The organism is Carnobacterium iners (assembly GCF_900177385.1).
In the GTDB taxonomy this organism is placed as follows: Bacteria; Bacillota; Bacilli; order Lactobacillales; family Carnobacteriaceae; genus Carnobacterium_A; species Carnobacterium_A iners.
Genome location: NZ_FXBJ01000002.1, coordinates 965,669 through 991,631, shown reverse-complemented (window position 1 = coordinate 991,631; position 25,963 = coordinate 965,669). Strand labels below are relative to the sequence as shown.

Sequence of the window (25,963 nt, the reverse complement as noted above, 5' to 3'; positions counted from 1 at the left end):
TCCACCTCTATTTCCATAAGGTTAAATGTTCCGCAATTGGTCCTAGTACTACTACAGGGAAGAATGTTAACGCTGCAATAATCATAATAACCATAAACAGTGCTACCGTAAACGTTCCTGTATCTGTTTTTAATGTACCAATAGATTCATTTACTTGTCGTTTCATCATTAACGAGCTTGCAATTGCTAGCTGAATGATAATTGTAAGGTACCTGCCAAAAAACATAGCAAGTCCTGTTGTGATATTCCAAAAATTAGTATTATCAGCCAATCCTTCAAATCCCGATCCATTATTAGCAGCTGATGATGAAAATTCATATATTACTTGTGTGAGTCCATGAAAGCCTGGGTTCGTAATTCCTTCAACTCCACTTGAAGTTGCTAATGCGAGCGCAGAGAAAGATAAAATAATTAAAGGATGGATGATAATTCCTAATGCAGTCAGTTTCATTTCTTTTCCTTCAATTTTTTTACCCAGATACTCTGGTGTACGACCAATCATTAGGCCGCAGATAAAGACTGCTAAAATACCATACAGAACCATATTCATTAAGCCAACACCCTTACCGCCAAATACAACATTTAACATCATATTTACTAATGGAACAGCTCCTCCAATTGGTGTCAAAGTATCATGCATATTGTTAATAGAACCTGTCGTAAATGCAGTTGTTACTGTTGTAAAAAGTGCCGACTGTTCTATCCCAAAACGCGTTTCTTTACCTTCCATACTTCCCATATCTTGATTTAAACCGATACTTTCTAAAATAGGATTACCAGCTTTTTCAGCCCATAAGCAAATACTTAATCCAATAAAAAACAGCGATAACATCACTATAAATAGCGGTCTGGCTTGCCTCCCAATCCATGAGGCTTTTTCTTTCGTTTTCTCTTTTCTTCGATTGCTAACCATATGCCCAAATGCTATAACGATAGATCCAGGTAGTAACATCATGGCTAGCATTTCAATCATATTCGTTACCACATTCGGATTCTCAAATGGTGTTGCTGAGTTTGCTCCAAAAAAACCACCGCCGTTCGTTCCTAAATGTTTGATGATTTCTAATGATGCAACAGGACCCATAGCAATATCTTGATAAGTACCTTCAATTGTTTGAATGGTTACATTTTGCGTAAAGTTTTGTGGGACACCTTGAGAAACTAATAATAAACCTCCGACAATCGAAAACGGCAACAAGACTCTTGTGATGATGCGAGTTAAATCAACGTAAAAATTTCCTAATGAAATAACTTTTCCTGAGAGTCCTCTAATAAAAGCCATTGCAACCGAGAATCCCGTTGCTGCTGAAGTGAACATCATAAAGATAATGACTACTATTTGTCCTAGGTAAGACAAGTGAGTTTCTCCAGCGTAATGTTGAAGATTTGTATTTGTCATAAAACTGATAATCGTATTAAAAGAAAGAAAAGATTCCATACCGGATATCCCATTTGGGTTTAGTAAAGGAATCGATTGTATTCTCAAAACAAAATAGCCCAACATTGCCATAACTGCATTTGTCATTAACATCGAAAATGCATATTTTTTCCAACTCATATCTTCTTTTTTTATCCCACTTAATTTGTAGATGCCATTATCTATCTTATCGAAAAATGGATCTGCAAAAGTATGTTGTCCTGTTGCAATGTGGTATAAATAATTGCCTGTTGGAATAATCAACAATAAAAATGCGACTATTATTAAACTTATTTGAAGCATATTGAACACCTCCACTATTAAAATTTTTCTGGATTAATTAAAGCATATAAAAGATAGCCTGCTAAAAAAATAAGCACAACACCTAAAAGAATTAACATTTCATCACCCTCCTGTATTTTTTATTTGCCGATCACACCATGAAACCAACATTTTTATCAACCAAAAGCTGATTATAATCATACCTATCGCAATAGCATCCATCTCATTCATCTCCTCTTATCTGATAGTAGAATCCTACCATCTGCACTATTAAGGTAGTGTAAGGATTCCTTGTAATACATTAATATCGTGTTAAGATTTCAGATTACTAAAAAAAGTTATTAAAAAAGCTAATCGGTGGGATTGGCTTTTTTAATAAACTTTTAAAGTAACAACATTATTCTTTTCTCTCTTCTATACGAACCATTCTATATCCTACACCTATATGAGTTTGTATAATCTGTGGTTTAGCTGGTTTTTCTTCTATCTTTTTTCTCAAAGTAGCCATAAATACGCGTAAAGCCGATGCATCGTTATCATGTATCCCCCATACTTCTTTCAAGATAAAATTATACGTAAGAACTCGGCCGCTATTTTTCGCTAACAGACACAAGAGTTTGTACTCGATTGGTGTAACATGAATTTCTTGCTCTTCTATCAAAACAGAATGGGATAAATAGTCAACTTTTAAACGACCGTTAATAAATATACTTTTTTCTTTCAATTTTAATTCATCATCTTTTTGGATACGCCTCAAACTAACACGCAATCTTGCTAAAAGCTCATCCACGCTAAAAGGTTTTGTTAGGTAGTCATCAGCACCCGCATCTAAAGCTTCTATTTTATCTCGGTCTTCTCCACGAGCGCTTACTACAATAATTGGAATACTAGACCAGCTTCTAACTTTTTTTATAATATCTATTCCATCCATATCAGGTAATCCTAGATCTAAAATAATTATATCTGGCTTATTCGATAAAATTTCAAGAATAGCTTCATTTCCGCTCTTAGCTGTCCGATAGAGATAATCGTGGGTCTCTAGAGTGATAGAAATGAGTTTACTAATAGAAGGATCATCTTCTACAACTAAAATGGTTGACTTATTCATTTAGATTCACCTCGACTGATTCCAATCTAAATCCGATAATCGTTCCTTTAGGCTTATTATCTTTCACGTATATTTCTCCTCCATGTGCTGCAAGTATACTTCGACATAATGACAGACCCAAACCTAGTCCTCTTCTCGCATCAGCTCCTAATTGATTAGCCGTATAAAATAGCTCAAAGATTTTTATCTTAGCGTCGTCTGAAATACCTGGGCCATCATCAGCTATTTCTACTTGGATATGACAACCCTCTTTTTTTGCTCTTAACTGAATTTCTGAACCTTTTTCTGTATATTTTATAGCGTTATCAATAATATTTACAATTACTTGCATGATTAGCTGTGGATCCATTTTAGCAATAAGAATGTCCTCACTTAAATCCACATGAAATTCATGTTCTGAAAGGTGTCTATCTACATGTTTAATTGCTTCTATTATCACCTCATTCATCACATCAATTTGAGGGTTCAACTTCATATTTTCATTTTCGATTTTAGTAATCGATAATAAATTTTCAACCAGATTTATTAGCCACATTGAATCGTCGTAAATCATAGCATACGATTCCTCTTTTTGCGTTTTGGTTAAATCAATACCTTTTTCCATCAATAATTTAGCATTCCCTGATATTCCTGTTAAAGGTGTTCTGAGATCATGTGATACTGATCTGAGTAGATTTGTACGTAATTGTTCTTTCTCTATTCTTGTAGAGATTTCATGTTGTCTATCCCTAAAGATTTCTTTTTCTAAAACTATCGAGCATTCTCCTAAAATCGCAATTAGAATACTTTTTTCAAAAATTTCTAATATCTTCCCAGCACCCATTGATATGCCAATAACAGCAAAAACCTGATTCTTCTTTCTAACGGACATATATAGATACTTAGATGCAGGTAACGTGTTTGTTGTTGCTCCAGCACGCTTATTATTCTTTAATACCCACTCTGCTACGCCACTTTCTTTCAGTGCGTTGTATGTGACTAACGTTTCTTCAGAATGATCAGTAGCCATTAAAATAAGAGCAGATAGCTTGTTTGAAAAAACCGGATAAATAATTATATCCTTATCTAGTAGTCTTACAAGCTGATTTCCAGTCTGGTTTAAAATTTCATGAACGCCATCTGCCATTTGTAATTTTTGATTGGTTTCTAATAAAATCTCTGTTCTATAAGCCTTTTGCGCTGTTTGTCTCGCTTGTTCTTTGATTCTTTTTGTAAGGGAGCTTGTAATAAGCCCAGCTGCTAACATTACTAGAAAAGTAATAGGGTAACTAGAATTAAATACCTCAAAAGTAAAACGTGGATTAGTAAACAAGTAATTAAAAGCTAATACACTTAATACAGAGGATACTATACTGTATAGCCTTCCTTTTGTAACAACAGCATTTATTTGTACACCTAAAATATAAATTATAATAATATTGGATACATCAAACTGCATCCACTCAAATAAAAACCCGACTACTGTACTCGACATAAGTATAATGAGTGTTTTTATCGTATCTTCTAATGAAAATTCTGGTGGTTTCATCAGTTTAAACTTTTTTTCTTTTTTTAAAACAGAATTAGAATTTGGAATAATATAAATATCTATTTCAGGGGCTAATTGAGTGAGAGTATCTACAAAATTTGTTTTTACCCATCTTTTAGAATGCACTGTTCTTCCTATAACTATTTTTGAAACATGACTGATTTTAGCGTACTCTGCAATTTGATTGGATACGTCATCACCATATAAAGTCGAAATTTGTGCTCCTAATTGTTCAGCTAAACGTAGATTCTCACGTAATGACACTTGTTCTTTATCATCCACTATCCCATCTTCTGCCTCTTCAACATATAGCGCGGTAAAACTTGCCTTAAAAGCATCTGCTATTCTAGCAGCTGAACGAATTACTTTCAAACTCGTTGGTGAAGAAGATACACATACTAATATGTGTTCTTTTGTAAAAGAACTCTTTGTACTTATCTTACTTTGTATTGCCATCCTATTTACTTGATCTGCTGTTTTTCTTAATGCGATTTCTCTTAAAGCAACTAGTTTTCCTCTAGTAAAAAAATTATCTAATGCTCTTTTTACCTGACTTTGTTTGTATATTTTTCCTTTGTTTAATCTGTCAATTAAATCTTCTGGTTCAATATCTACTAATTCAACTTGATCTGCTTGATCAAAAATACTATCTGGAATTCGTTCTTGAACATAAACGCCTGTAATTTTTTCAACAATATTATTGAGACTTTCAATATGCTGAACATTTACTGTTGTGTATACATCAATACCTGCTTTTAATAGCTCTTCAATATCTTGAAATCTTTTTTTGTTTCGACTCATTGGAGCATTCGAATGTGCCAGTTCATCTACTAGTATTAATTTTGGCTTTCTTTTAAGTGCAGCATCTAAATCAAATTCTTTAAGTGTTATCCCTTTATAAGACAGCTCTTTCAAAGATAAAACAACTAGATTTTCATCAAGTAATTGACTTGTTCCAGGGCGTTCATGTGGTTCAATATAGCCTGCAACAACATCCACCCCTTCTTTTATTGCTTCATGTGCATCCTTAAGCATCGCATAAGTTTTCCCAACTCCTGCTGCATATCCAAAATATATCCTTAGCTTTCCCTGCTTACTTTCTTCGTGCCCAACTGTTCTACTCTCTTGATTCTCCATAGTTTCTCCTCTCAAGAAACGAACTATCCTATCTCTACAAACTTATATTTATTTAGACAAACGAACTATCTTGATTTTTTTATTAAATTTCTATTATTAGCACCCTTTAAATACATCTGATTTTGTTCTTCTAATGTTGGTATACAATTTTTCATTAGTTTCTCTATTTTTTTAATACTTTCTCGATTTCTTTTTATAACCTTTATTACTTTGGATAAAATCCGACTATCTAGTGCTTCAAATTTTATAGTTGAGTTCTTATCAATTTTCTCTTTGTAGTGAGATCTTTCTACTTGTTCCATTTCTATAATCTACTAAATATCGCAAGGTAATAAAAATACCTTTTTCATCAGTTGTCATAATTTTTCTATTTCTTGCCGGTCACCATCAAATGAAAGAATATTGTTGACTCCATACCAAATACAACTATTTTCCTCCATAATTTTTCGGACTAATTCTTCAAAAACGATATTGTCTGGTATTTTAATTACTCAACCCATTTTGGTGCCCGAAGATAGCCAGTCGAAGTCTTCTGTTAGATTAAAACTAAATAAATGAATTAATAGTCTTTATCCAAATTGATAATACCAAAATAATAACTATCGTAATTATTTAATTTCCAAGTATCTTTAGATGACACTCTTATTTTTACATCGGCTACAGTTTCTGTCCCTTCTTTCTAAATTGTTATACAGTGTTTTGTGTATCATGAGACTGAGAAGAAGAAGAAGAAGAAGAAGAAATAATACTGTAGTCATTGAAAACTTTTTTAAATAGACTCTCGATGTGTTAATGTTTTTACTAAATTATATACCAATTGATTGATATAAGTTTTTAATGCATTCGTCATCTAGATTCTCTCATCTTTTATTTTTAATATGAGTATACTGTAAATAATTTATCTCCTCTAACTTTATACCTAATAAAACTAGATTCTAAATAAACCACACAATATTTATTACAGTGCTATACTCATAAAAACTATCTGTTTTCAAACTATTTATATTTTAACTTTTTTTACTACTATGAAAAATATTATACCTGATTCAAGCGACTTATAAGCTAGTAAAATAATCTTTTTTTATGTTTATTAGGGTACTATTTCCAGTAGTATATTCGCTTTTAGAAAGAACTGAAAACTCACCATTTGCTTCTAGGACAATACCTAAAATATCATCCATTGAAACAAATCCAGATGAGCGTGCTGCTTGATAAAGTTCTTCTTTTAAAACTCGCTCTTTTTTCATAGCTTGTTCATCATATTCCCCATTGAAATACAACAAGGCAGGCTCTGACTTAGCCAACTTATCTATAAAATTAACGTGTAAAATTAATTTTGATAAAATAAATTGTAATAATACCAATAACGTTAGTGCAGCCATTCCGTCGACTAAGGTTAGTTTACTATTTGTTAGAATGGTTGCTAAAATAGAACCAAAGGCAACTGTTACAACGAAGTCAAAAGCGCTCATTTTTGCTAATATTCGTTTTCCAAAAATCCGAAGAACGAAAATTAATAACAAGTAAGCTAACGTCCCTACAATTACTGTTCTATAGACCATCGTCCAGTCTTTAAATAAGAAATCCACTTTAATCCTTCTCCCTTTTAATATAGTTGGTTTTTATTCCTCTACTTTATGATCTAATAAAATTAAATTAATTTTAAGTCTTCCTCTTTCCAATTGTCTTCGATTAATAGACCTAAAAGCTTTTTTCGCCTTTCTTCTATTTTTTGCATGCTGATTTCAAAGACATCATCTTCTACTAATGGCCAGTTGTTTCTCCTGCATCTAAAATAATCTGGATTCTTTTGATTTTGAATAGCCATCTATTGCCTAAAAATATACCTTTTAAAGTTTAATAATGCAATCCTTTCAGAATCGTTTAACTCATCATCTAATCGTGTTTGATAAAATAAGTGGAGGAGATCTTTTTGACCTTTTACTATCCATCCGTAGAGGATGGAAAACCACTCTTGGTGAGCCGTGCAGGTTTTTTTAATATACTTTATTAAATGGAAACTATCTAGGATAAATGTACTATTTGGAATAATTTTAGCTCCTGCTTTAATCCAGGGAGCGCCATCTCAAGAAAGATAAATGTGTTTTACTTTCTCTAAATCATACGCTTCATCAAAATGGTCTAATACTGAGAACCATCATTCTTCATTATTTGGGTAAAGCCCAGTAAAGTAACGTTTCCCTTCTAATTCTATTCGCTTAGCTGTACCAGCCACTTCTTTGCGACCTTCATAAACATACACAAGTTTCATAAACCGATTTTCCCATCTTGATAGGCAACGTGGTCTTCATCTGCTTCAATATATAATACATCGACTATTTTTTTCTGTGAAGGAATAGCGACATCAGTAGGTTCTAATAGATGTTTATGAACGACGTTCATGACGGATGTGCGGCTACGAATAGAAATAGTCTTAAAACTATCGATTGTTTTTTGGTAGGATAAATCTTTCACTCTTTCTAAAATCTCAGCTTCTAATCCTAAGTCCATACGACTATGAGGAGCTAAGTCTAAATGATCGTCTACTAGATAGGTAAACTGACCACTTTGCTTATTTTTATAGTACGTCCGTTTTAGGACGACGTCTCCCATAGTAGTAGAAAGTCGTTTCTCATCATTCTTCCGTTGAACATGCCAGGCTTCTTTTCTTGCTGGATAGTGTTTTAGAGAATCATCTAAGTTTTCAATGAAGTCTTCTACTAAAGTAATACCAATTTGATTCATCGATTCTTGGACGTCAGAAATAAGATTATGGAAAGCCAATTCTTTCTTTTGTGTTAAATCTAAATTTTTTACCATTGTTTCACTGATTTTTTCAACTGCATACTGTATAATGTCCATTAAGGAACAACTCCTGTTCTATGTTTTTAGTGGTAAAAACAGTTTAACACAGGAGTTGTTTCTTTTTTTATGTAAAGTTAAATGGTCATTAGTGAAAATAACAAAAAAAGCTCTTCGGTACATATATGCACCAAAGAGCTTTTATAAAAATGAAGACAATCTATTATTTAGAATCTTTCGTTTCTTTCTTTTAAATCGCTTTTTAATTGTTAAATTCAAGCTATTATCATTAAATTGAAGCTAGAACAGCTTTTTCCAAAGCTTGTTCAACATCCTTAGCAATCTCTGTTAATTCCGAATCGTCAAATAAACTAATAAGTTTTTCAGGACTTGTCATTCCTACATACGTTTGACCATCTTCTGTTCTTACGACCATTTTACACGGCAACACATAACCGATATGGCTATTTTTTTCCAATACTTCTTTCGCTTGTTTTGGGTTACATACTTCTAGTACGACAAAATCATCCTTTAAGTCTAACCCTTTTTCAGCAAGCTTATCTTTAAAATTAAGCTGCCATAAAACTCCAAAACTGTTTTCTTTTAAATTTTCTTCTAATGCCTCGATAGCCTCGTTTAAACTTTTATCTGTTCTTTTTTCATATACAATATTCATTTCTTTGCCTCCTAAATTTTATTTAGATACAAATAGATGACTCTCTATACAATTACTTATCCTTAATTTTTTAGTATTTTTTTCTTCTTAAGGTACTCTTCTTCATCTATTTCACCATTTGCGTACCTTTTATCTAAAATATCTAACGCAGTTTCTTTATCTCCTCTGTTCTCGTTATTATTCTTATTTATCATATAGATGGATAATCCAACCACTAATAGGATAACCAACGGTATCAAAAACATTAAAAACATATTAGGACCCATATAATCAAATTGATTATGCATATCATGCTCCTTTCTTCTTATAGACAACTTAATGATAACCCCCACACTTTTTGATGTAAATAAAAAAGACTTAAATAAAGATAAGAGCAGCTTTCAATACCTATTCAACTAGTAAGTGTATAAATTATAATTTTTGACTTTAGTTAAGTGTACAGGTATGCTTAATCTATAGAACGATTACAAAAGTAGTCGTACCTGCTGCTTGGTTTTTGAGAATAGGCCCCATATAAACCTTTGCCATTATCCTTTCGCTAAGACAGCTATAAAAAAATAATTGGACCATTACTATTGTCCAACAACAGATAAAATACCCAATGTATTAGTTAATATAAACTTATTGATAGCTAGCTAAAAGGAGGAAATTTTATGGAAAATCATCAGTCAAAAAATCAACACAAATCATCACGCCCATATGATAGAAGATTTCAAAAAAAGATTTTGGGTAAGTTTGATTGCTTCAATTCCTATTTCACTATTATCCCCTATGTTTCAAAATTTATTTAATTATCAACTTACTTTTACAGGTTCAAATATTCTTCTTTTTGCCCTCGCTTCCTTTGTTTTTTTCTATGGTGGAAAATCATTCTTGAGTGGTGCTAAAAAAGAAATTCTAAAAGACCATACTCCTGGAATGATGACTCTTATTTCTTTAGCCATTGTCGCTTCTTATGTTTATAGTTCTTTAACAACCTTCTTTATTACCGGAAGCGACTTCTATTTTGAATTAGCTACACTTATTGTCGTTATGCTATTAGGCCATTGGATAGAAATGAGATCTCAAATGGGCGCATCTAAAGCCTTAGAAGAATTGATTGAACTCATGCCTAATGAAGCTCATAAACTAGATGACGCTGGGAATACAACTGACGTATCCGTTGAAGAATTAAAACCTGAAGATTACATTCTGGTGAAATCAGGCGAAAAAATCCCTTTAGATGGTGAAATTTTAAAAGGAGAATCTACTTTAGACGAATCTATGCTCACTGGTGAATCCGTTCCCATAGATAAAAAAAGCGGAGACGGTGTTATTGGCGGAGCAATCAATGGTAATGGTGTCTTAACGATAAAAGTTGAAAAGGTCGGTTCTGACACTTACTTGGCGCAAGTCGTTGAGTTAGTCAAAAACGCACAGGCAACTAAGTCTCGAGCTCAAGGATTTGCAGATGTAGCCGCAAAATGGTTATTCTATATAGCCTTAGGTACCGGACTATTGACTCTTGCTTATTGGATAACAGCCGCTGACTTTGAATTTGCTCTTGAACGGATGGTAACGGTTCTTATTATTGCTTGTCCACATGCTCTAGGGTTAGCTATGCCTCTGGTCAGTTCAGTGTCAACCTCTATTGCTGCCAGAGAAGGACTTTTAATTCGAAATCGGACTCAATTCGAGATTGCACGTTCTATCGATAAAGTTGTTTTTGATAAAACGGGTACGTTAACGGAAGGCCAATTCGGAGTTGACGCTATTTTGCCTACAAAAGGTATTCTAGATGAAGACTTACTTCAACTAGCTTATTCCGTAGAAAGCCAATCTGATCACCCTATTGCTAAAGGGATTGTTCGTAAGGGAGAAGAAGAAAATCTTTCTAAGCTATCTGTAACTGAATATGAAAATTTAGCGGGTCGAGGCCTAAATGCGAAAGTTGAAGGTGAAAAAGTATCTATTGTCAGTCCAGGTACTATGAAAGAAAGAAATCTATCTTTTGATAAAAAAACATTTGACCAATTTTCTCAAGATGGGAAAACAGTTGTATTTGTAATAAAAGAAAATACATTACAAGGAATGATTGCCTTAAGTGATAGAATTCGTTCATCCGCTTTACAAACCATTCAACTGTTAAATGAACGTGGCATCGAATCAATCATGATTACAGGTGATAATGAAAAAGTGGCAAATAGCGTTGGTAAAGAACTCGGCTTGACTCATGTATTTGCAGAAGTGTTGCCTAATGAAAAATCAGAAAAAATTAAACAGTTGAAAGAAAACGGGACAATGAAAGTTGCCATGGTTGGAGACGGTATCAATGATGCACCTGCTTTAGCTGAAGCTGATATTGGCATTGCTATTGGAGCTGGAACAGACGTAGCCATAGAGACTGCTGATATCGTATTAGTTAATAGTGATCCGCGAGATGTCATTAATATTATCAACTTGTCTAAAGCAACCTATAAAAAAAATATCCAGAATCTTATCTGGGCTGCGGGATATAACATTATCGCTATACCTCTTGCAGCTGGTGTACTAATCAATCAAGGAATCGTTGTTACGCCTGCAATTGGAGCAGCAGTTATGTCATTAAGTACAGTAATTGTCGCTATTAATGCTCGTCTACTAAAAGTAGACGATATAACGACTAAAGATGCAAAGTAACGTTCATTTAAAAGAAGCTAAAAAGCATATTATTTTATTGCTATTTAACTTACTCAACTTTGAACTGCCCCATCATTCCCGAGTCTTCATGTTCCAAGATATGACAATGATACATAAATAAGCCTTCCTCTTTAAAAACAACTAGTAATGTTACTTTTTCATTATTTTTGACTATTACCGTATCTTTCCAACCCTGTTCATTTAAAGGAGGAGTTTTTCCATTTCTTTCTATTATCTGAAATTGTGCACCATGTACATGGAAAGGATGAGGAGAAGAAGACATCATACCCATTCCTCCAGTTGATTCATTAGCGACAACCCATTCTTCTAATTGATTTAGCTTTAACTCTTCGTCAATTCTATCCATATCCATTTGCTTACCATTTATAGCGACCATTGGACCCATACCGCTCATGACAAAATCTCTTGAACGGATACTATCTTTTTTATCGTACTTTGGTATGTCAACTAATTTTTTTGGGATGTCTACTTTTTATCGTTCGAACGTGATAATGTCCTAAGTAGGTCGAAGCATAAAATGTCCCAAAATGATAAAATAAACTAATGAAAAGGATCCTACTAACGATGAATGAAGATAAGAAATATAAAGCAATAAAAGCTGTGGCAGAAAAAAGAAAGAACAAAAAGAGAGCTTGTATTGAACTTGGGCTCTCGATGAGGCAAGTCAACAGATTAATTCAAGAATATCAAGAAGGAGGAAAAGGTGTTTTTTCACACGGTAATAGAGGAAAAATAGCTAAGCACGCCGTGCCTAAGGAAACAAAAAAACAAGTAATTGAGCTCTATCAAAGTTTTAAGATAAAACCTAACGTGAAGCATTTTACTGAAATTTTGAAGGAAGATCATGACATCTGTTACACTGATACGACTATTCGCCGTATTTTATATCAAGCTCATATTCTATCACCTAAAACTCAAAGAAAAACGCGTAAGAAAATAAAAGCTCGAATCAAAGCTAAATCAATGAAAGGAAAAAAAGAGGTTGAGAACCCACTGGTTCCAAGAGCAGAAGATCAAATGGAGTTACCCGAAAAAAGCCATCCTAGCCGTCCTAGAAAGAAATATCAGGGGGAGCTTATTCAAATGGATGCCAGCTCCTATAACTGGTTTGGTAAAGATGTGGCACATCTTCATTTAGCTATTGATGACGCTTCTGGTAACATCGTTGGGGCTTATTTCGATACGCAAGAAACACTCAAGGGCTATTATCATGTGCTCAATCAAATCCTAACGAAACAAGGCATCCCCTTAGCTTTTTTAACAGATAAACGAACTGTTTTTGAATACACATCAAAAACCATGAGAGCGGTTGAAGAAGATACATTTACCCAGTTTGGTTTTGCCTGTCATCAACTCGGTATTGAGGTTAATACCACGTCTATACCACAAGCTAAGGGCCGTGTAGAGCGTTTAAACGGGACTGTTCAATCGCGACTTCCTGTAGATTTAGAATTAGCTGGAATACAGTCTATGGAGGAAGCCAATCACTTTTTAATAAAATGGGTTAGAACTTTTAATAAGAAGTTTGGTAATAAAACGAAGGAATCCATCTATGAAAATGCACCAACTAAATCAGAAATCAATTTATTATTAGCACGAGTAGCTAATAGAAAAGTGGATAGTAGGCATCATATTCGTTATCAAAATAACTATTACCTGCCTACGGAAGGTAGTGAAGATAGATACTTTACGCGAAGATCAAAGGTGCTAATTATCGAAGCGTTTAATGGAAATATCTATGTAAATATAGCTGAAAAAATATACACAACAAGGAGACTGAAAGAACATGACTACTACTCACAAAAATTTGATTCGATTCCAGAGCAAAAAAAAGAAAGACGCCAGTATATTCCCCTACAGTCTCACCCGTGGAAACTAGAGTCTTTCAAAAGATATCTTCGTAGTGTCGGAAAAACACTCGAAGAGTATGAAGCTGAACAAACAGCTTAAGACTAATTTTAACAAATTTGGTCACATTAATGCAAGCTTTTGCGAAGTAAAAGCTTGCATTAATGTGACCCTTGGTTTTAGGACATTTTCTCTTTCGCTTGACACTAATTTTTTTGGGATGTCTACTTTTTGATTGCTCTCTTCTACTATATTTATCGTCATAAGGTTATCCTTAGCGTCTTTAAACGTTACCTTGTCTCCAACTTTATAATCAGAAAAATCAACAAGTATTTCTGCTCTTTCAGCTGGTGCAAGAGTTACATGAGTCATTTCAATACTTTTTTCTAGGAATCCTCCGTCTGAAGCAATTTGATAAAAAGGAGTATTATCACTAAAACTAAAATCATACGTTCTAGCATTTGATCCATTTAAGATTCTTAATCTGACGAGTTCACTTTTGATATCTAACTCAGGATTTATCGCTCCGTTAATTAAAACCGTATCGCCCATAAAACCGTTCATCGTATCTCTCATATCTAATTCATAAGGAATGTCTCCATCTTTTGTAAATCGCTTATCTTGTACGACTATTGGAATATCATTTACACCGTGGTCTTTCGGAAGGTTTAAGTTCTTAGATTCTTCATCTTCAATATAGAAAAGTCCTGCTAGACCTTTGTAAACCTGTTCACCCGTCTTGCCTAATAAATGCGGATGGTACCACAGTGTAGCTGCGGGTTGATTTATCGTAAAGTAAGGGTTCCAACTTGATTTTGGGTCTATGGTTTGATGTGGACCACCATTCATCTCTGCCGGCACTTCCAAGCCATGCCAGTGCACTGTAGTCATTTCACTTAATGTATTCTCTACATTTATCTTTACTTCATCGCCCTTACTCACTTTTATAATTGGTCCCAAGTAATCGCCATTATAGCCTAAAGTCTCCGTCTTATGACCTTCAAAAAATTCTGTTTCTCCATATTGTACAGTCAAATCAAATTCAGCTTTTCCACTTTCAGGATTTTTATCTTCTAGGAGTGGTGGAATAGGCAATTTATTGCCTATTTGCTTTTGATTGCTAACGATTGATGGTACTTCTACGCCCATAGTCTTATCTTGTATTCTTTCGTTTCTATTTATAAAAAGATAACCAACGTATATAATCAACAAAATTAGAGAGACCGTTAGTGCAAAGTACCAAATTCTATTTTTCTTCATGCTTTAAACCTACTTTCAAAATATATTGTATTCTTAACGTAACTCATCATTATCTATTTAGGCAGTCAGCCAACGATAAATAAAATCTCTAGAGAGAACTAATTAGTAGATTTATCAAGTAACTAACTTTTTTCTTTATTGTATTCCTAATAACTACATATGTAAACGATTAGTTTTTTCTTTCTATTTTTCACTAAACAGTTAGACGTTCTATTCTAATAGTTAGTCGTTAAAAAAGAATATGGTACAATAACTAGTGAAACAAGGTAATGATTACAAGCTATTTATGCAATGGAGGTACTCTTTTGAAGATAACTATAAAGAAAAAAACGCTTATTTTATCCAGTCTCATTTTATTTTGCGTATTTATTTCACTATTATTTGTTCAAAACAATTTTTATTTATATAAACAACCTATTGCTGAAGTAACACAAGCAACTCCGAAAGATAAAACAGAGTCCGTTGGCTCAGTAAATAATGAGGCGATTATCTTTCATCAAAATTTAGTCGGTAAAATAAAAAATGGCGAACAAAAAGATGCATTCATTTTGTTAGAAAATACCTACTCCTCTTCTGGAGCTCATGATCATAAATATCAAGTAGGCGACAAGTTATTTATCACTATTCAAAGCGACAAAGGAAAAGAGCTAACAGGTATCATTGATTACCCAAAAAGAGATACATACGTCGTTGTGGCTGCGTGGTTATTTATGGTAACTGTGTTTCTAATCGGTAAAAAAAGCGGGTTATTTTCAATTGTTAGTTTAATAATTAACGTTCTTATATTGATACTCGCGTTAAATCGCTATACAGAGTTAGAGGGAGCCAGCTTATTGCTTATTTGTAGCGGATTGGTTGTATTTTTTACTGTTACTTCTTTATTATCGGTTAGTGGTAATAATGAAAAAACATACGCAGCTATTTTAGCAACCATTATAGGGACATTTTCTGCTTTACTTATCGCTTACGTTGTTATGAAAGTCACAGCTGAAAAAGGATTGCGATACGAGGAAATGTCCTTTGTAACTCGGTCTCCTCAAAAAGTCTTTTTAGCTAGTATTCTTATAGGCTCTTTGGGCGCTGTAATGGATATCGCTATCACTATCACGTCTTCACTCTATGAACTATACGATAAAAATAATCATATTCTTCTAGAGGACTTAAAAGAATCTGGGATGGAGATAGGTAAAGATATCATGGGAAGTATGACCAATGTTTTATTTTTTGCGTATGTTAGTGGAAGTATTCCTATGCTTTTACTTTATTTAAAGAATGGCGCTCCTTTAAATTATACTTTATCTCACTAGTGTTGCATAAACATAGCTTAATTTGACCTCATTTCTTGTTTTTCTGAAAAAAGGCAAAAAAAGGGAGTGCTTACGCAAAAGATGACTATTTCCAGAAAATTTTGCTTATTCAACTGATTCCATTACCAACGGACACCCTTTCTTTAAGGGTCTAAGTCGGTATCAAAAGATTAAACCATTCTTCTGCCGGTTGAAATAACAGATAACGAAAAAATCGTTTGATTTGGAAAACAGACTGTTTACTTTTTGTTTTTAACTTAATCAAATAGGTTAATAAACTGGCAATCATGGCTAAAATCAGCTGATTGACAACCCCTTTTTCACTTCTCGAAAAAAACTTTTTAATCGTCATATGTTGTTTAATATGCTTGAAGAACAGCTCTATTTGCCAACGTGCTTTGTACATTTCTGCAATGTCAGTAGAGGAGCAGTCAAAACGATTGGTAATAAACTGGAGAGTTTTCCCCTTTTTGTCTTGAACGGTTACTAAACGAAATCTGGACGTTAGATGGTTCTGAGCACCTAATGCGACCATTTGGTCGCTGATAACGGACTCACTCTTGGAAGCTACTAATGGTTCTAAAACATGAACTTTTGTATTCTTTTTGATTCTTGTCACAAAGAAGTAGCCCTGCGAGTGCATCGTATCTAATCGTTCAAAATCAAGGTAACCGCGATCAAACACATAAGTCGCTTCAGGTTGATTAACCAATACTTCTAACTGATTTGTATCGTGCTCGACGGCGTTAGTCAGTGTGAATTCATCTGGGTAAAGATGTTCATTATCCATAAAGCAAAGTTTTAAGTGAAGCTTAACTCCTGATTTTGTTTTACGAAAATCAGCCCATTGATAAAGGTTTTGGTTAAGTGAAAACGTCGAAGAATCAATTAGGTAGAGACTATTTCGTTTCGTTACGGGCCTTTTATTTTTAGCCTGACTAACTAGCTGACTAAAAATGGCTAAAAGAATCTCTGAATCTATTTTTGAGAGAGTTCTAGAGAGCTGAGAATAACTGATACTAGTCATACACATTTCTTTTTGAAGTTCTTTCGAAACAAAAGCCGCATCCATCTCTCTAAGACTTTCTTTTTCGTCATTGATTCCATGAAGAAAAAGTTGAAGAGCTTGGAAGAAACTAAGTTTCTTATGGTATTTATCAAAGTCAACAATCTTTTTTTGAATAGAGCTTGGTAAAAGATTTAGCTTAATGGAAGAAAACCATTTATTAAAAGCAGAATTTGTTTTATACTTATCCATGTGTTAGGTCCTTTTTATTGGTCTTGGATGAGTCATCTGAGTTCAGTATAAAGGACTTTTTTGCATATTGGAATAATATAAACAAATTTGTGAAACACATAATGTTTCATGCAACACTAGTGACTTTATCTATGAATTTGTCTTTAGAATTAACTAGAGCTCTTGTTGGTGGTATAGGAATCGTGTTAACTATTCCCATTAGTATTTATACAGCGACTTATTTTATTCATAAAAGGAGCCTATCCAAATGAATGTCTTAGTTTACTTAACTATTATTTTATTTCTACTTATGAAACTTATCGGTGGCGAAAAAGGAACTCGATCGTTTACAGCTCTTTTCTTAAACGCGGGTGTTTTATTTTTAACTATATTTTTTATGACTGTCCAAGCTATTAATCCAATCTTAATTACGTTAGCAGCTTCTATAATTATTAGTTGCATTAATCTTTTCTATATCAATCATATTAATCTCAAATCTATTACAGCTTTTCTTGCTACTATCTTTACCTTACTTTTCTTAATTATCCTTATTTTTATGATTGTTAATCGTTCAATGATTCAAGGATTTGGTATAGAAGAGATAGAAGACCTTACTTCTTTTACCTTATATGTAGGAGTAAATTTTACTACACTTGCCATTTGTACTATTATTATGGGCGCAATAGGTGCGATTACAGATACAGCTATCTCTATTTCTTCTGCTATGAGTGAAATCTATCTGCGTAATCCGTTATTAGACCGTTCTAGTCTTTTTAAATCCGGTATGAATGTCGGCAAAGATATTTTAGGTACGACCACAAATACGCTATTTTTTGCTTTTACTGGTGGATACTTGGCTTTAATATTGTGGTTCAAAGATTTAGCTTATACCTTTGGTGAAGTCATTAATTCAAAAGTGTTTAGTTCAGAGATCATTTCTATTCTTTTTATTGGTACAGGTGCTATTCTCGTTATCCCTATCACTGCTTGGCTTTCAGCCTATCTGTTGACTAAGTATAAAGTTGACCTCACTATAAATAAAATCATTTCCACCTAGTTATTTATATGAGATTATTTGATGGTTCAGTACTTTTATTATCCTAACTAAGAAGCTTCCTATTCATTTCACTCGTTCAGCAAAAAAATAGTTAAAACTAAATTAGATGCATCTATTTAAACTAGTTATTCTAAAAATAGACTTCTAGTTTAAATTCTGTATAAAAAAATAGAGAAAAGATGGTTTATTTGCCATCTTCTCTCTATTTTTCTAAAGCTAACTCTGTTAAAACTTCAATAGCTCTATTTATTTCTGCTCTTGTATTGAAGCTAGAAAAACTAAAGCGAACCATTCCACTTTCGATTGTGTGATAATGCTCGTGAACGAGCGGGGCACAATGAGCGCCTGAGCGAACGCAAATATCATATTCTTCGTACAAGACATCCGCTAGGTCTCCTGAACTCCAACCCGCTAAATTCAAACTAACAACTGCGCCATGTTGCTCTGGATTTTCTTTTAAGCTTTTTAGATTACACCCATAGATTGTTATCCCTGTAATGATAGAAACTTCTTCAAGAAAAAAAAGTGTCAGTTCTTGTAATTGTTTTTGAATCGATTCTACCGATAGCTCTGCAACATAATCTAAGCCTGCTTCTAAACCTGCCAAACCATGTACGTTTAACGTTCCTGGTTCGAAGAGACCTGGCATCTGTTGAGGCATTTCTTTGTCATAGGAATGGCTTCCACTTCCCCCACTAAATACCGTTTTTAGATTGAGATTAGGCTGATTTAAAACAATTCCGCCTGTTCCTTGAGGTCCGTAAAGGCTTTTATGGCCGGTAAAACACAACGCATCAATCTGCATCTCAACCATATCAATTGGGACTACACCTGCACTTTGCGCAACATCAACAATGAGCAAAATATGATTTTCTCGACAATAGGCTCCAACTTTTTTCAAATCAGTTATTTGACCCGTAACATTAGACATATGATTGATGATAATCGCTTTAGTATTTTTTTTCATTAACTGTTCCAATTGATCTAACCGTACTTGTCCCCTTTCATCTAATTCAAGAAAATCAAGTTGTAGACCTTCTTTTTCTAGTTGATAAAGTGGTCGCAACACAGAATTATGCTCGTTTTTTGTTGTAATGACCGCATCTGTTGGATTTAATAAACTTTTTAAAAGTAAATTGAAAGCCATCGTCGCATTCGAGGTGAAACTTATTTGGCTAGCATCTTGTGCATGAAATAATTGGGCGATTTTCATCCGTGTCTGCTCAGCTTGACGTAAAGCTTGAAGCGCTGGTGCATGACTGCCACGAGCCGGATTCCCGATTGTTTGGCTTTGGATGGCATTGTATACAGCATCTGCTACTTGAGGCGGCTTGACTAGTGTTGTTGCACCGTTATCAAAATAATCCATTGTTGCCTCCTAATCTTTATTGTTTCCAAGGTGAAACGGTTTTTTTACGCTCTTTTGAGACTTTCACTTCATAAATTCCATCACAACTAATGGCTTCTTTTGTGATAAATGTTTTGATTTCTTTTAAATCACCCACTGAAAGTTGCAACACCAAACCACAGCCTGCTGAAAGTTGTTCGGGAATAGGAATCAAGCGACAACTCCAGTTCTTTTCTGTCATCTTGATTTCTGCTTGTGAGGCAGCTGATGAACTCTCAAAAACAAGAATCCCGTAGTGTTGGCGATTGATCATGGAGAGACCGTTTTGTATTGGCTTTGCAATTCAACGATGCGGTACATATTTGTTGCTTCACCAACCATAAGCTGGTCTTCAAGTTCAAAGAATTCAACACAAATGCCACAGGTCAAAATTTCTACTCCATCACTTGCCATTGCTTGTAAATCTTGTAAAATGGATGAACCCTCAGCAGTTAATTTAGCCCCACCATTGTAAAAGAGAATCTTTTCAGGTAATTGTTCTTGTTCAGATAAAGAAAAGAAAAAACTTTTCATCAACGTTGTGCCTAATTCTTGGGAACCATTACCGATGATTTCAGAATGGATACTAACAATATAGGGTTGTTGTTTTGATTCCGTCTCTTTTTTTAAAAAGGTAGGCTTTTGTTCACTCACTTGGTTGATTGAACTATTTTCTTCTTTTTCTTTTGTTAATTGGACAGTATAAGAAGAAACGCTATTTTGTTCTATCGTTGTTTTAAATCCTAATTGATCTGCCATTTTTTTTAGGTTTTGCGTAGCAATTTTATTGTCTACTAAAACGGTTAAGTCTTCATTTGGAAATTCTTTCATGGCTCTTTTCGTTAAAATTACTGGCATAGGACAAGCTTGTTCTAGCGCATTTATTTCGTGCATCGTTTTACACCCTTCTTTCATCTTTTTAATCTAGTTTAATAGATAGTCATTTTATAGTCAGACCGTTCTGTAACAACGCCAATTATCCCGCTGTTTAAGCCTTCTGCCTGTAATTCAAGCAATAAATCATTGGCTTGTGCTGTTGGCGCACTAACCAATAATCCACCGGAAGTTTGAGGGTCAAAGAATAATTCCTCTAAAGCATAATCATCAAACTCAAATTTAACATCGGAACTTAGTGCATTTCGGTTTCTTTGTCCACCAGCTGTTATCAGAAATTCCTGAGCCCCTTTATAAGCTCCTTTTAAAATAGGTGTCGCTGAGCTTTCTAGTACACAACTAAATTGATCTGTTAACATTTCATTCAAATGCCCTAACAAACCAAAACCTGTTACATCCGTACAACTGTGTACCGTATATTTTTTCAAAATCGTTGACGCATACACATTCAATAACGTCATCGAAGCAGCAGCTGCTTGAAATTCTTCTTCACCCATTTCACCAGCACTATAAACGGTTGTCACAATCCCTGTTCCTAATGGTTTAGTAAGAATTAAACTATCACCTAGTTCACATGTATCATTTCTGTAAATTTTATCAGGATGAACCTTTCCTGATACAGATAAACCATATTTTGGTAGAGAATCATGAATAGAATGACCACCAACTAGAATACCACCTGCTTCTTTTACTTTCTCTTGTCCACCAGCTAATATTTCAGCTAAAATGGTTAAAGATTTTTCTTCTGGCCAACAAACCATGTTCATCGCTGTTAGCACTTCTCCACCCATTGCGAAAACGTCACTCATTGCGTTTGCTGCTGCAATTTGACCAAATAATCGTGGATCACTAACCATTGCGGGGAAAAAATCCATTGTTTGAATCATCGCTAGGTCCTCAGTTAGTTGATAGACTGCTGCATCATCTGCAGAGTCAAATCCGACTAATAAATTTTTATCCTCTTGTTTAGGTAATGTTTCCAAAATACTACTTAAATCTCCGGGACCGATTTTTGCATTACAGCCACCGCATATAAATAATCCATCCAACCATTGATTTTCCATCATTTATTTTTGCTCACTTTCTTTTTGCCATTCTAGTATCCTATCCGCCGTTTCTATAGCATCTAGACTAACCAGTGTTAAATCTCGTTGTGATTTATGGTGATTGTAACGTGGATCATAGTAAGAGACCAGTAAGCTTTCTATGACTAAATCTACATCGCCACTCATGACTTGCTCTTGAAATAAATTAACTCGATCCTCATTAATAAAAGCTTTTAAAGCACCTAAGGAATCAGATAATTCTTTTTGATTGTCTTCTTTTACATAGTCACGATGAATTTGGGCAACTCGTAATTCTAGAGGCGCATCAATGTAGAATTTTTTACCTTCTTTAATTGCAGAAAATAGGCTTGAAGGAATCACAACATTTCCAATCCGTTTGCTTTCTCCTTCAGTAAAGACTACTTCTCCCTCTTTCCATCCTTGGCTAGCTTCAAAAAGTAAACTTTCAAATGCTTTTTGAGAATGAGGTTCAGATAGCCCGATACTGCCTAGCATAGATCCTCTGTGATTAGCACAACCTTCTAAATCTAATATATTGGCTCCTTTTCTCGAGAGTTCTTTCAAAATTTCTGTTTTCCCACTACCTGAAAGACCATAGAGAGTTATAAATGCTGCCTTTGTTAGCTCGGTATTTAGATGCTCATTAATATAGTGACGGTAGGCTTTATACCCCCCACTCAATCTACTTACTGGTAATCCCATTGCTTTTAATAATGAAAAGATAGAATTAGAGCGCATGCCACCTCGGCTACAAAAAATAACTAATTCATCGTATTGGTCTAATAATTTTTGGTAGTGAGTATACATATTGGGAAGTTGACTAGCGGCCCAGTCTACACCGTATTGTTTAGCTTCTTCAACTTGTCCGTTGACATACAAAATCCCTACCGTTGCACGTGTTTCATCATCCAGAACAGGAATATTTACCGCTCCTGGAATGGTAGAAAAACTGTGTTCTTTGGGACTACGAACATCTACAAAGCCAATCATTTTATTTTTTTTAGCTGCTATTATTTCTTCGTACGTTATCGTTGGCTTCATTTTTTACCACTTCCTGACTAACTAATTTATCATGTCATCTTCTATCATACTACTATTTTTATCAGACTTCTCTATTATCCGCTTGATTAAAGAATTTTTTAACCAAAAATGATGTCAAAAATAAGACACTTAAAAGACTAATCCAGTCTCTTAGTTCTTCTTCTTTCATTAAATAATTTTACCTTTATTTTCTCTTTTAGTTCCTTATTCTACTAAAAATTGATTCTCTTGTTGTACCACCTTATGTAAATAAGGTAAACTTTCATTATAGTAAGAGACGTTAGTGCATCATTTGAGCATAACTCTTTTAAATTCATTCAACGAAAGGATGATACAATGAAAAAAATCGTTACTATTAATGATAAGATGCAACAAGGTGAATACGAACTATCCGAAGAATCTGGTAAAAATTTTGACCCGGATTTTAAACCTGAGCTATCACCTAAAGAACTTTTAGCGTTAGGTATCTTTGGTGGGAAATATATGACTGACTGTGCAGATGAGTTTCCATCTGACTGGTTTGACCATGCTAAATTATCTCCAGAAAAAAAAGATATCTCATTGAATTATTATCAAGTTGATGCCTCCATGCCCTTAGAAACTTGGCAAGAAAAAGGTTGGATTCATTCAGGGGACCCACGCGGTTGGTTCCAATGGTATTGCCGTTATTATTATGGTCGTAGACTACCTGAAGAAGATCAAATCCAAATCAAAAGATGGAAAGCTATTAAAAGGCATGCAGGAGCTATCAAGAAAAATTGTGAGCATAAAGATCAAAGCTGTAGAAAAAAACAAAGGCAAACGCTTCTTCATTGGGCATACGATAGTAGAATGATCTAAAAAAGAAGAAACAAGCAATCTAATCAGCTGATTAGTTCTCCCTTGTTTCTTCTTTTTTGTTGAACACATTCCTTACATAGTTTTTGTATTTAAAATTTGCTTTCTGATTTAAGAATATCTTCGTAGGCCTCTATAATTAATTTCTTTTCTAAAGAATCATGGACCGTTTTCAACAAACGATCAAAAAGGTAATGTGCTTGCTCCTGGATGACTTCTCTATTGGTAAATTTCGCTTCATTCGTCATATGACGGTAAGCTTGAAAAACAGCTAACATCACATAAACATCTCCTTGTCCATAGTGAATGATTTGAAGGAAAGTATCACGTAGCAACCTATCTAAATCATAGGTTTCTCGATAAATTTTACCTTCTGAACCTTCTTCTTCCATCACAACGTACCCCTCCTTTAACGAACACAATTCTCCTAATAATAATCCCAAACTATTAATACAAAAAACAGCCGTATTAGGATCGTTGGTCCCCGGGGATAGTGCTCTTAACGCAACTTCTACCATCTTTTGGATAGAAAAATTAAAATCTTGTTCTTCTGAACGACGCATCCCAATTAAATAGTGCTCACGTATTTCTTCTGCTACTCTTTGAGTGTCTGTACTTTCTGAACTGAGTAACAATTCACCTATAACAACTTCATTTGTCACAAACTGTCCCGTCATTCTATTGAAGCGAACGGTTACCTGGTATTTTTTCGCTACTTCAAATAAGCGATCATAATCTACTATCTGAATGTACCCATTTGTCTGAACTCTTATCGGAAGTCCTGGACCTTGGCTTTCTACACCTGCTTTTGAGACAATTTCATATTGGCTCATTTCATTTTTATAAATAGAAATAACTTCTTGCGCTTGAACGTATAAACGATCAATTAAATTACTAGCCTGGATGTATTTACCCACACTATTAATAAATAAAATAAAATTAAATAAACCAAAGATAATATAAATAACTCCAATCGTTCCGGCAAGAATGGGTTTTGTTAAATATTCTTCGCGGATAAAAAGCATGCAAGTAATACTATAGATAAATCCGCTTACGAAAATACCAAAAGATTTCATCGTTCGCTCATCGGCTAGAAAATTTTCAACTACTCGTGGAGAAAACTCACTCATATAGACACTCAAGACGACCATTGTTGTTGAAAAAGTAAAGGTTGTGATTGTAATGAAGGCACTTGAAACGACGCCCAAAACAGACTTAGCTAAACTTGCGCTCGTTAATAATAAATCAGGTAGATAGGGTCTCATATCAAACAAATATCCATTGTCTAATAAAACGACAATAGCTGCTAATAATAAAGCTAATACACTATATACGACTGGATAAAGCCAGATACTTTTCTTTATCGTTTCATATCCCTGTTTTATCTTCATTGCATCCTGTCTCCTCCGTTTTAAAAATGATATTATACTCTCAGTACTCCCCGGAATCCTCGACCGGTATAATAGGACTCAGCTCCATTATGGTATAGAAAAACTTGTCCGAATCGGTAATCACAAAAAAGAGCTCCACCTAGTTTTCTAATAGCAATAGGTGTTTTTACCCAACTAGATGTTTTCGTATCAAAATCACTCATGTCTTGTAGTGTTTGGTATTGTTCAACGGATAACAGTTCTATTCCCATTTCTGCCGCCATACCAACCGCATTTTTTTCTGGCTGATTATTTTTTCTCGAATCCAATCCTTCTAAGTCATAACAAACTGATCGACGACCCTTTGGACTTTCTTGTGAGCAATCACAAAAGATATAAACATCTTCTTTTTCATTGTAACCAATAACATCTGGTTCTCCACCGGTTTCTTCCATCTGGCTAAGTGACCAGAGTTTTTTCCCGCTTTTAGTTAATCTTTTTTCTATTTTTTCCCATTTGAGATCGCTATGACGACTATTATTTTCATCAAAACGTTTTTTAAGTATCGTTATCAATTCTTCTCGTCTTTTAATTGTGACTTCTTTTTCCTCATTTTTTGTCATTATTATTCTCCCCTTTATCTGCTTTTTCTTTTTGAAGTATATCTTCTAATCTTAATAACACTTTTAAAAATAAGCCTAACTCAATAGCTTCAGCAATTACTCCATCACCATAACGTTCTTCTCTTTTTAACGAGGTCAAATAGCTTTTTACCTCCTCTTTCGTAAATAAAGAGATAGCTTTCCCTTCAATTCTTTCCATATTATCTAAATAATTGACATCGTAAAACGACTGTCGGTTTAAATAGTTAAATAATTCCTCTACTACAGCAGGATATTCAGGATAGGATAATTGATTCACTTCTAATGACTCATCTTCTTTTGTCCACTCACTTTTTTTGATTGTTCTTATTTCTTTAATGTAATTAGCTAAAACGACTGAATCCATTAAATCAGCTCCTCCTTTTTT

Annotated in this window: 26 protein-coding genes and 1 pseudogene; 5 read left to right on the top strand and 22 right to left on the bottom strand. The window is 34.1% G+C overall.

What is annotated here, in order from left to right; all coding sequences use genetic code 11:
• Positions 1-7 precede the first annotated feature (7 nt).
• From kdpA to B9Y54_RS04855, 11 genes and pseudogenes are all read right to left on the bottom strand, one after another.
• Positions 8-1,720, bottom strand: coding sequence for a potassium-transporting ATPase subunit KdpA (kdpA, locus tag B9Y54_RS04895; protein ID WP_085559220.1), 1,713 nt, complete (start codon positions 1,718-1,720; stop codon positions 8-10).
• 17 nt (positions 1,721-1,737) lie between these two features.
• Positions 1,738-1,818 carry a K(+)-transporting ATPase subunit F gene (gene kdpF, locus B9Y54_RS13175; protein WP_085559219.1) on the bottom strand — a complete coding sequence of 27 codons (81 nt, stop codon included), beginning with the start codon at positions 1,816-1,818 and terminating at the stop codon, positions 1,738-1,740.
• Positions 1,819-2,096: 278 nt separating this feature from the next.
• On the bottom strand, positions 2,097-2,807 hold the full coding sequence (locus B9Y54_RS04885; protein ID WP_085559218.1) for a response regulator: 711 nt from the start codon (positions 2,805-2,807) through the stop codon (positions 2,097-2,099).
• Positions 2,800-5,472 (bottom strand): sensor histidine kinase, encoded by a 2,673-nt coding sequence (locus tag B9Y54_RS04880; protein ID WP_085559217.1) that lies wholly within the window; start codon positions 5,470-5,472, stop codon positions 2,800-2,802. Before B9Y54_RS04880 ends, B9Y54_RS04885 begins: the two co-directional genes overlap by 8 nt.
• Positions 5,473-5,537: 65 nt before the next feature.
• Complete coding sequence (locus tag B9Y54_RS04875) at positions 5,538-5,774, bottom strand: hypothetical protein (protein ID WP_085559216.1); 237 nt, start codon at positions 5,772-5,774, stop codon at positions 5,538-5,540.
• 753 nt (positions 5,775-6,527) lie between these two features.
• Positions 6,528-7,061, bottom strand: coding sequence for a DUF421 domain-containing protein (locus tag B9Y54_RS04870; RefSeq protein ID WP_085559215.1), 534 nt, complete (start codon positions 7,059-7,061; stop codon positions 6,528-6,530).
• A gap of 62 nt (positions 7,062-7,123) precedes the next feature.
• Positions 7,124-7,300: a hypothetical protein gene (locus B9Y54_RS12315; RefSeq protein ID WP_159446057.1), complete on the bottom strand. Its 177-nt coding sequence runs from the start codon at positions 7,298-7,300 to the stop codon at positions 7,124-7,126.
• A pseudogene (locus B9Y54_RS13170) lies at positions 7,301-7,546 on the bottom strand (hypothetical protein); the annotation flags it as partial.
• Positions 7,547-7,740: 194 nt separating this feature from the next.
• On the bottom strand, positions 7,741-8,334 hold the full coding sequence (locus tag B9Y54_RS04865; protein WP_085559214.1) for a UPF0236 family transposase-like protein: 594 nt from the start codon (positions 8,332-8,334) through the stop codon (positions 7,741-7,743).
• Positions 8,335-8,563: 229 nt separating this feature from the next.
• Entirely contained in the window at positions 8,564-8,950 is a 387-nt protein-coding gene (locus B9Y54_RS04860) for a DUF302 domain-containing protein (RefSeq protein WP_085559213.1), read from the bottom strand.
• Positions 8,951-9,012: 62 nt separating this feature from the next.
• Positions 9,013-9,237, bottom strand: coding sequence for an SHOCT domain-containing protein (locus B9Y54_RS04855; protein ID WP_085559212.1), 225 nt, complete (start codon positions 9,235-9,237; stop codon positions 9,013-9,015).
• 586 nt (positions 9,238-9,823) lie between these two features.
• On the opposite strand from B9Y54_RS04855, the gene B9Y54_RS04850 reads away from it, so the two are divergent.
• Positions 9,824-11,608 carry a heavy metal translocating P-type ATPase gene (locus tag B9Y54_RS04850; RefSeq protein ID WP_234987822.1) on the top strand — a complete coding sequence of 595 codons (1,785 nt, stop codon included), beginning with the start codon at positions 9,824-9,826 and terminating at the stop codon, positions 11,606-11,608.
• A 49-nt stretch (positions 11,609-11,657) separates the two neighbouring features.
• Here B9Y54_RS04850 and B9Y54_RS04845 read toward each other — a convergent pair whose 3' ends face one another.
• Positions 11,658-12,023 carry a multicopper oxidase domain-containing protein gene (locus tag B9Y54_RS04845; protein WP_085559210.1) on the bottom strand — a complete coding sequence of 122 codons (366 nt, stop codon included), beginning with the start codon at positions 12,021-12,023 and terminating at the stop codon, positions 11,658-11,660.
• Between the two features lie 170 nt (positions 12,024-12,193).
• On the opposite strand from B9Y54_RS04845, the gene B9Y54_RS04840 reads away from it, so the two are divergent.
• Entirely contained in the window at positions 12,194-13,579 is a 1,386-nt protein-coding gene (locus B9Y54_RS04840; protein WP_085559209.1) for an ISNCY family transposase, read from the top strand.
• 21 nt (positions 13,580-13,600) lie between these two features.
• On the opposite strand, the gene B9Y54_RS04835 is transcribed toward B9Y54_RS04840, so the two are convergent.
• Positions 13,601-14,737 (bottom strand): multicopper oxidase family protein, encoded by a 1,137-nt coding sequence (locus tag B9Y54_RS04835; RefSeq protein ID WP_085559208.1) that lies wholly within the window; start codon positions 14,735-14,737, stop codon positions 13,601-13,603.
• A 305-nt stretch (positions 14,738-15,042) separates the two neighbouring features.
• Between B9Y54_RS04835 and B9Y54_RS04830 the strand changes: the two genes are divergently transcribed.
• Complete coding sequence (locus B9Y54_RS04830; protein ID WP_234987820.1) at positions 15,043-16,044, top strand: YibE/F family protein; 1,002 nt, start codon at positions 15,043-15,045, stop codon at positions 16,042-16,044.
• A gap of 151 nt (positions 16,045-16,195) precedes the next feature.
• Here B9Y54_RS04830 and B9Y54_RS04825 read toward each other — a convergent pair whose 3' ends face one another.
• Positions 16,196-17,302: an IS4 family transposase gene (locus B9Y54_RS04825; RefSeq protein ID WP_085559169.1), complete on the bottom strand. Its 1,107-nt coding sequence runs from the start codon at positions 17,300-17,302 to the stop codon at positions 16,196-16,198.
• A 247-nt stretch (positions 17,303-17,549) separates the two neighbouring features.
• On the opposite strand from B9Y54_RS04825, the gene B9Y54_RS04815 reads away from it, so the two are divergent.
• On the top strand, positions 17,550-18,338 hold the full coding sequence (locus tag B9Y54_RS04815; RefSeq protein WP_085559205.1) for a YibE/F family protein: 789 nt from the start codon (positions 17,550-17,552) through the stop codon (positions 18,336-18,338).
• A gap of 202 nt (positions 18,339-18,540) precedes the next feature.
• Here B9Y54_RS04815 and B9Y54_RS04810 read toward each other — a convergent pair whose 3' ends face one another.
• Genes B9Y54_RS04810 through mnmH form a run of 5 tightly spaced genes read right to left on the bottom strand, consistent with a single transcriptional unit; the run spans position 18,541 to position 22,727 of the window.
• The gene (locus tag B9Y54_RS04810; protein ID WP_085559204.1) at positions 18,541-19,707 is read right to left on the bottom strand and encodes an aminotransferase class V-fold PLP-dependent enzyme; all 1,167 of its coding nucleotides are present in this window, start codon (positions 19,705-19,707) and stop codon (positions 18,541-18,543) included.
• A 16-nt stretch (positions 19,708-19,723) separates the two neighbouring features.
• Positions 19,724-19,999 (bottom strand): putative Se/S carrier protein, encoded by a 276-nt coding sequence (locus B9Y54_RS04805; protein WP_085559203.1) that lies wholly within the window; start codon positions 19,997-19,999, stop codon positions 19,724-19,726.
• A complete protein-coding gene (gene yedF, locus B9Y54_RS04800) occupies positions 19,996-20,619 on the bottom strand; it encodes a sulfurtransferase-like selenium metabolism protein YedF (protein WP_090005190.1) in 624 nt (207 codons plus the stop codon). Before yedF ends, B9Y54_RS04805 begins: the two co-directional genes overlap by 4 nt.
• 35 nt (positions 20,620-20,654) lie before the next feature.
• Positions 20,655-21,683 (bottom strand): selenide, water dikinase SelD, encoded by a 1,029-nt coding sequence (gene selD / locus B9Y54_RS04795; protein ID WP_085560508.1) that lies wholly within the window; start codon positions 21,681-21,683, stop codon positions 20,655-20,657.
• A gap of 3 nt (positions 21,684-21,686) precedes the next feature.
• Positions 21,687-22,727: a tRNA 2-selenouridine(34) synthase MnmH gene (mnmH, locus tag B9Y54_RS04790; RefSeq protein WP_085559201.1), complete on the bottom strand. Its 1,041-nt coding sequence runs from the start codon at positions 22,725-22,727 to the stop codon at positions 21,687-21,689.
• Positions 22,728-23,063: 336 nt separating this feature from the next.
• On the opposite strand from mnmH, the gene B9Y54_RS04785 reads away from it, so the two are divergent.
• Positions 23,064-23,567 carry a hypothetical protein gene (locus B9Y54_RS04785; RefSeq protein WP_085559200.1) on the top strand — a complete coding sequence of 168 codons (504 nt, stop codon included), beginning with the start codon at positions 23,064-23,066 and terminating at the stop codon, positions 23,565-23,567.
• Between the two features lie 89 nt (positions 23,568-23,656).
• On the opposite strand, the gene B9Y54_RS04780 is transcribed toward B9Y54_RS04785, so the two are convergent.
• The 3 genes from B9Y54_RS04780 to B9Y54_RS04770 are packed head-to-tail and all read right to left on the bottom strand — an operon-like array spanning position 23,657 to position 25,942.
• Positions 23,657-24,955: a DUF2254 domain-containing protein gene (locus tag B9Y54_RS04780; protein WP_085559199.1), complete on the bottom strand. Its 1,299-nt coding sequence runs from the start codon at positions 24,953-24,955 to the stop codon at positions 23,657-23,659.
• Between the two features lie 32 nt (positions 24,956-24,987).
• On the bottom strand, positions 24,988-25,557 hold the full coding sequence (locus tag B9Y54_RS04775) for a DUF4256 domain-containing protein (RefSeq protein ID WP_085559198.1): 570 nt from the start codon (positions 25,555-25,557) through the stop codon (positions 24,988-24,990).
• Complete coding sequence (locus B9Y54_RS04770; RefSeq protein WP_085559197.1) at positions 25,544-25,942, bottom strand: DUF6508 domain-containing protein; 399 nt, start codon at positions 25,940-25,942, stop codon at positions 25,544-25,546. The genes B9Y54_RS04775 and B9Y54_RS04770 overlap by 14 nt, the downstream gene beginning before the upstream one ends.
• Positions 25,943-25,963: the final 21 nt, after the last annotated feature.

Bases quoted from the DNA above. Each gene is read 5' to 3' on its own strand.
- B9Y54_RS04860 (WP_085559213.1), bottom strand. From the start codon at position 8,950: ATGAATATTGTATATGAAAAAAGAACAGATAAAAGTTTAAACGAGGCT.
- B9Y54_RS04835 (WP_085559208.1), bottom strand. From the start codon at position 14,737: ATGAAGAAAAATAGAATTTGGTACTTTGCACTAACGGTCTCTCTAATT.
- B9Y54_RS04805 (WP_085559203.1), bottom strand. From the start codon at position 19,999: ATGATCAATCGCCAACACTACGGGATTCTTGTTTTTGAGAGTTCATCA.
- B9Y54_RS04840 (WP_085559209.1), top strand. From the start codon at position 12,194: ATGAATGAAGATAAGAAATATAAAGCAATAAAAGCTGTGGCAGAAAAA.
- B9Y54_RS04810 (WP_085559204.1), bottom strand. From the start codon at position 19,707: ATGGATTATTTTGATAACGGTGCAACAACACTAGTCAAGCCGCCTCAA.
- selD (WP_085560508.1), bottom strand. From the start codon at position 21,683: ATGGAAAATCAATGGTTGGATGGATTATTTATATGCGGTGGCTGTAAT.
- B9Y54_RS12315 (WP_159446057.1), bottom strand. From the start codon at position 7,300: ATGGCTATTCAAAATCAAAAGAATCCAGATTATTTTAGATGCAGGAGA.
- B9Y54_RS04855 (WP_085559212.1), bottom strand. From the start codon at position 9,237: ATGCATAATCAATTTGATTATATGGGTCCTAATATGTTTTTAATGTTT.
- B9Y54_RS04885 (WP_085559218.1), bottom strand. From the start codon at position 2,807: ATGAATAAGTCAACCATTTTAGTTGTAGAAGATGATCCTTCTATTAGT.
- B9Y54_RS04845 (WP_085559210.1), bottom strand. From the start codon at position 12,023: ATGAGCGGTATGGGTCCAATGGTCGCTATAAATGGTAAGCAAATGGAT.
- B9Y54_RS04875 (WP_085559216.1), bottom strand. From the start codon at position 5,774: ATGGAACAAGTAGAAAGATCTCACTACAAAGAGAAAATTGATAAGAAC.
- B9Y54_RS04780 (WP_085559199.1), bottom strand. From the start codon at position 24,955: ATGAAGATAAAACAGGGATATGAAACGATAAAGAAAAGTATCTGGCTT.
- B9Y54_RS04880 (WP_085559217.1), bottom strand. From the start codon at position 5,472: ATGGAGAATCAAGAGAGTAGAACAGTTGGGCACGAAGAAAGTAAGCAG.
- B9Y54_RS04785 (WP_085559200.1), top strand. From the start codon at position 23,064: ATGAAAAAAATCGTTACTATTAATGATAAGATGCAACAAGGTGAATAC.
- B9Y54_RS04815 (WP_085559205.1), top strand. From the start codon at position 17,550: ATGAATGTCTTAGTTTACTTAACTATTATTTTATTTCTACTTATGAAA.
- yedF (WP_090005190.1), bottom strand. From the start codon at position 20,619: ATGCACGAAATAAATGCGCTAGAACAAGCTTGTCCTATGCCAGTAATT.
- B9Y54_RS04825 (WP_085559169.1), bottom strand. From the start codon at position 17,302: ATGGATAAGTATAAAACAAATTCTGCTTTTAATAAATGGTTTTCTTCC.
- B9Y54_RS04865 (WP_085559214.1), bottom strand. From the start codon at position 8,334: ATGGACATTATACAGTATGCAGTTGAAAAAATCAGTGAAACAATGGTA.
- mnmH (WP_085559201.1), bottom strand. From the start codon at position 22,727: ATGAAGCCAACGATAACGTACGAAGAAATAATAGCAGCTAAAAAAAAT.
- B9Y54_RS04770 (WP_085559197.1), bottom strand. From the start codon at position 25,942: ATGGATTCAGTCGTTTTAGCTAATTACATTAAAGAAATAAGAACAATC.
- B9Y54_RS04775 (WP_085559198.1), bottom strand. From the start codon at position 25,557: ATGACAAAAAATGAGGAAAAAGAAGTCACAATTAAAAGACGAGAAGAA.
- kdpF (WP_085559219.1), bottom strand. From the start codon at position 1,818: ATGTTAATTCTTTTAGGTGTTGTGCTTATTTTTTTAGCAGGCTATCTT.
- kdpA (WP_085559220.1), bottom strand. From the start codon at position 1,720: ATGCTTCAAATAAGTTTAATAATAGTCGCATTTTTATTGTTGATTATT.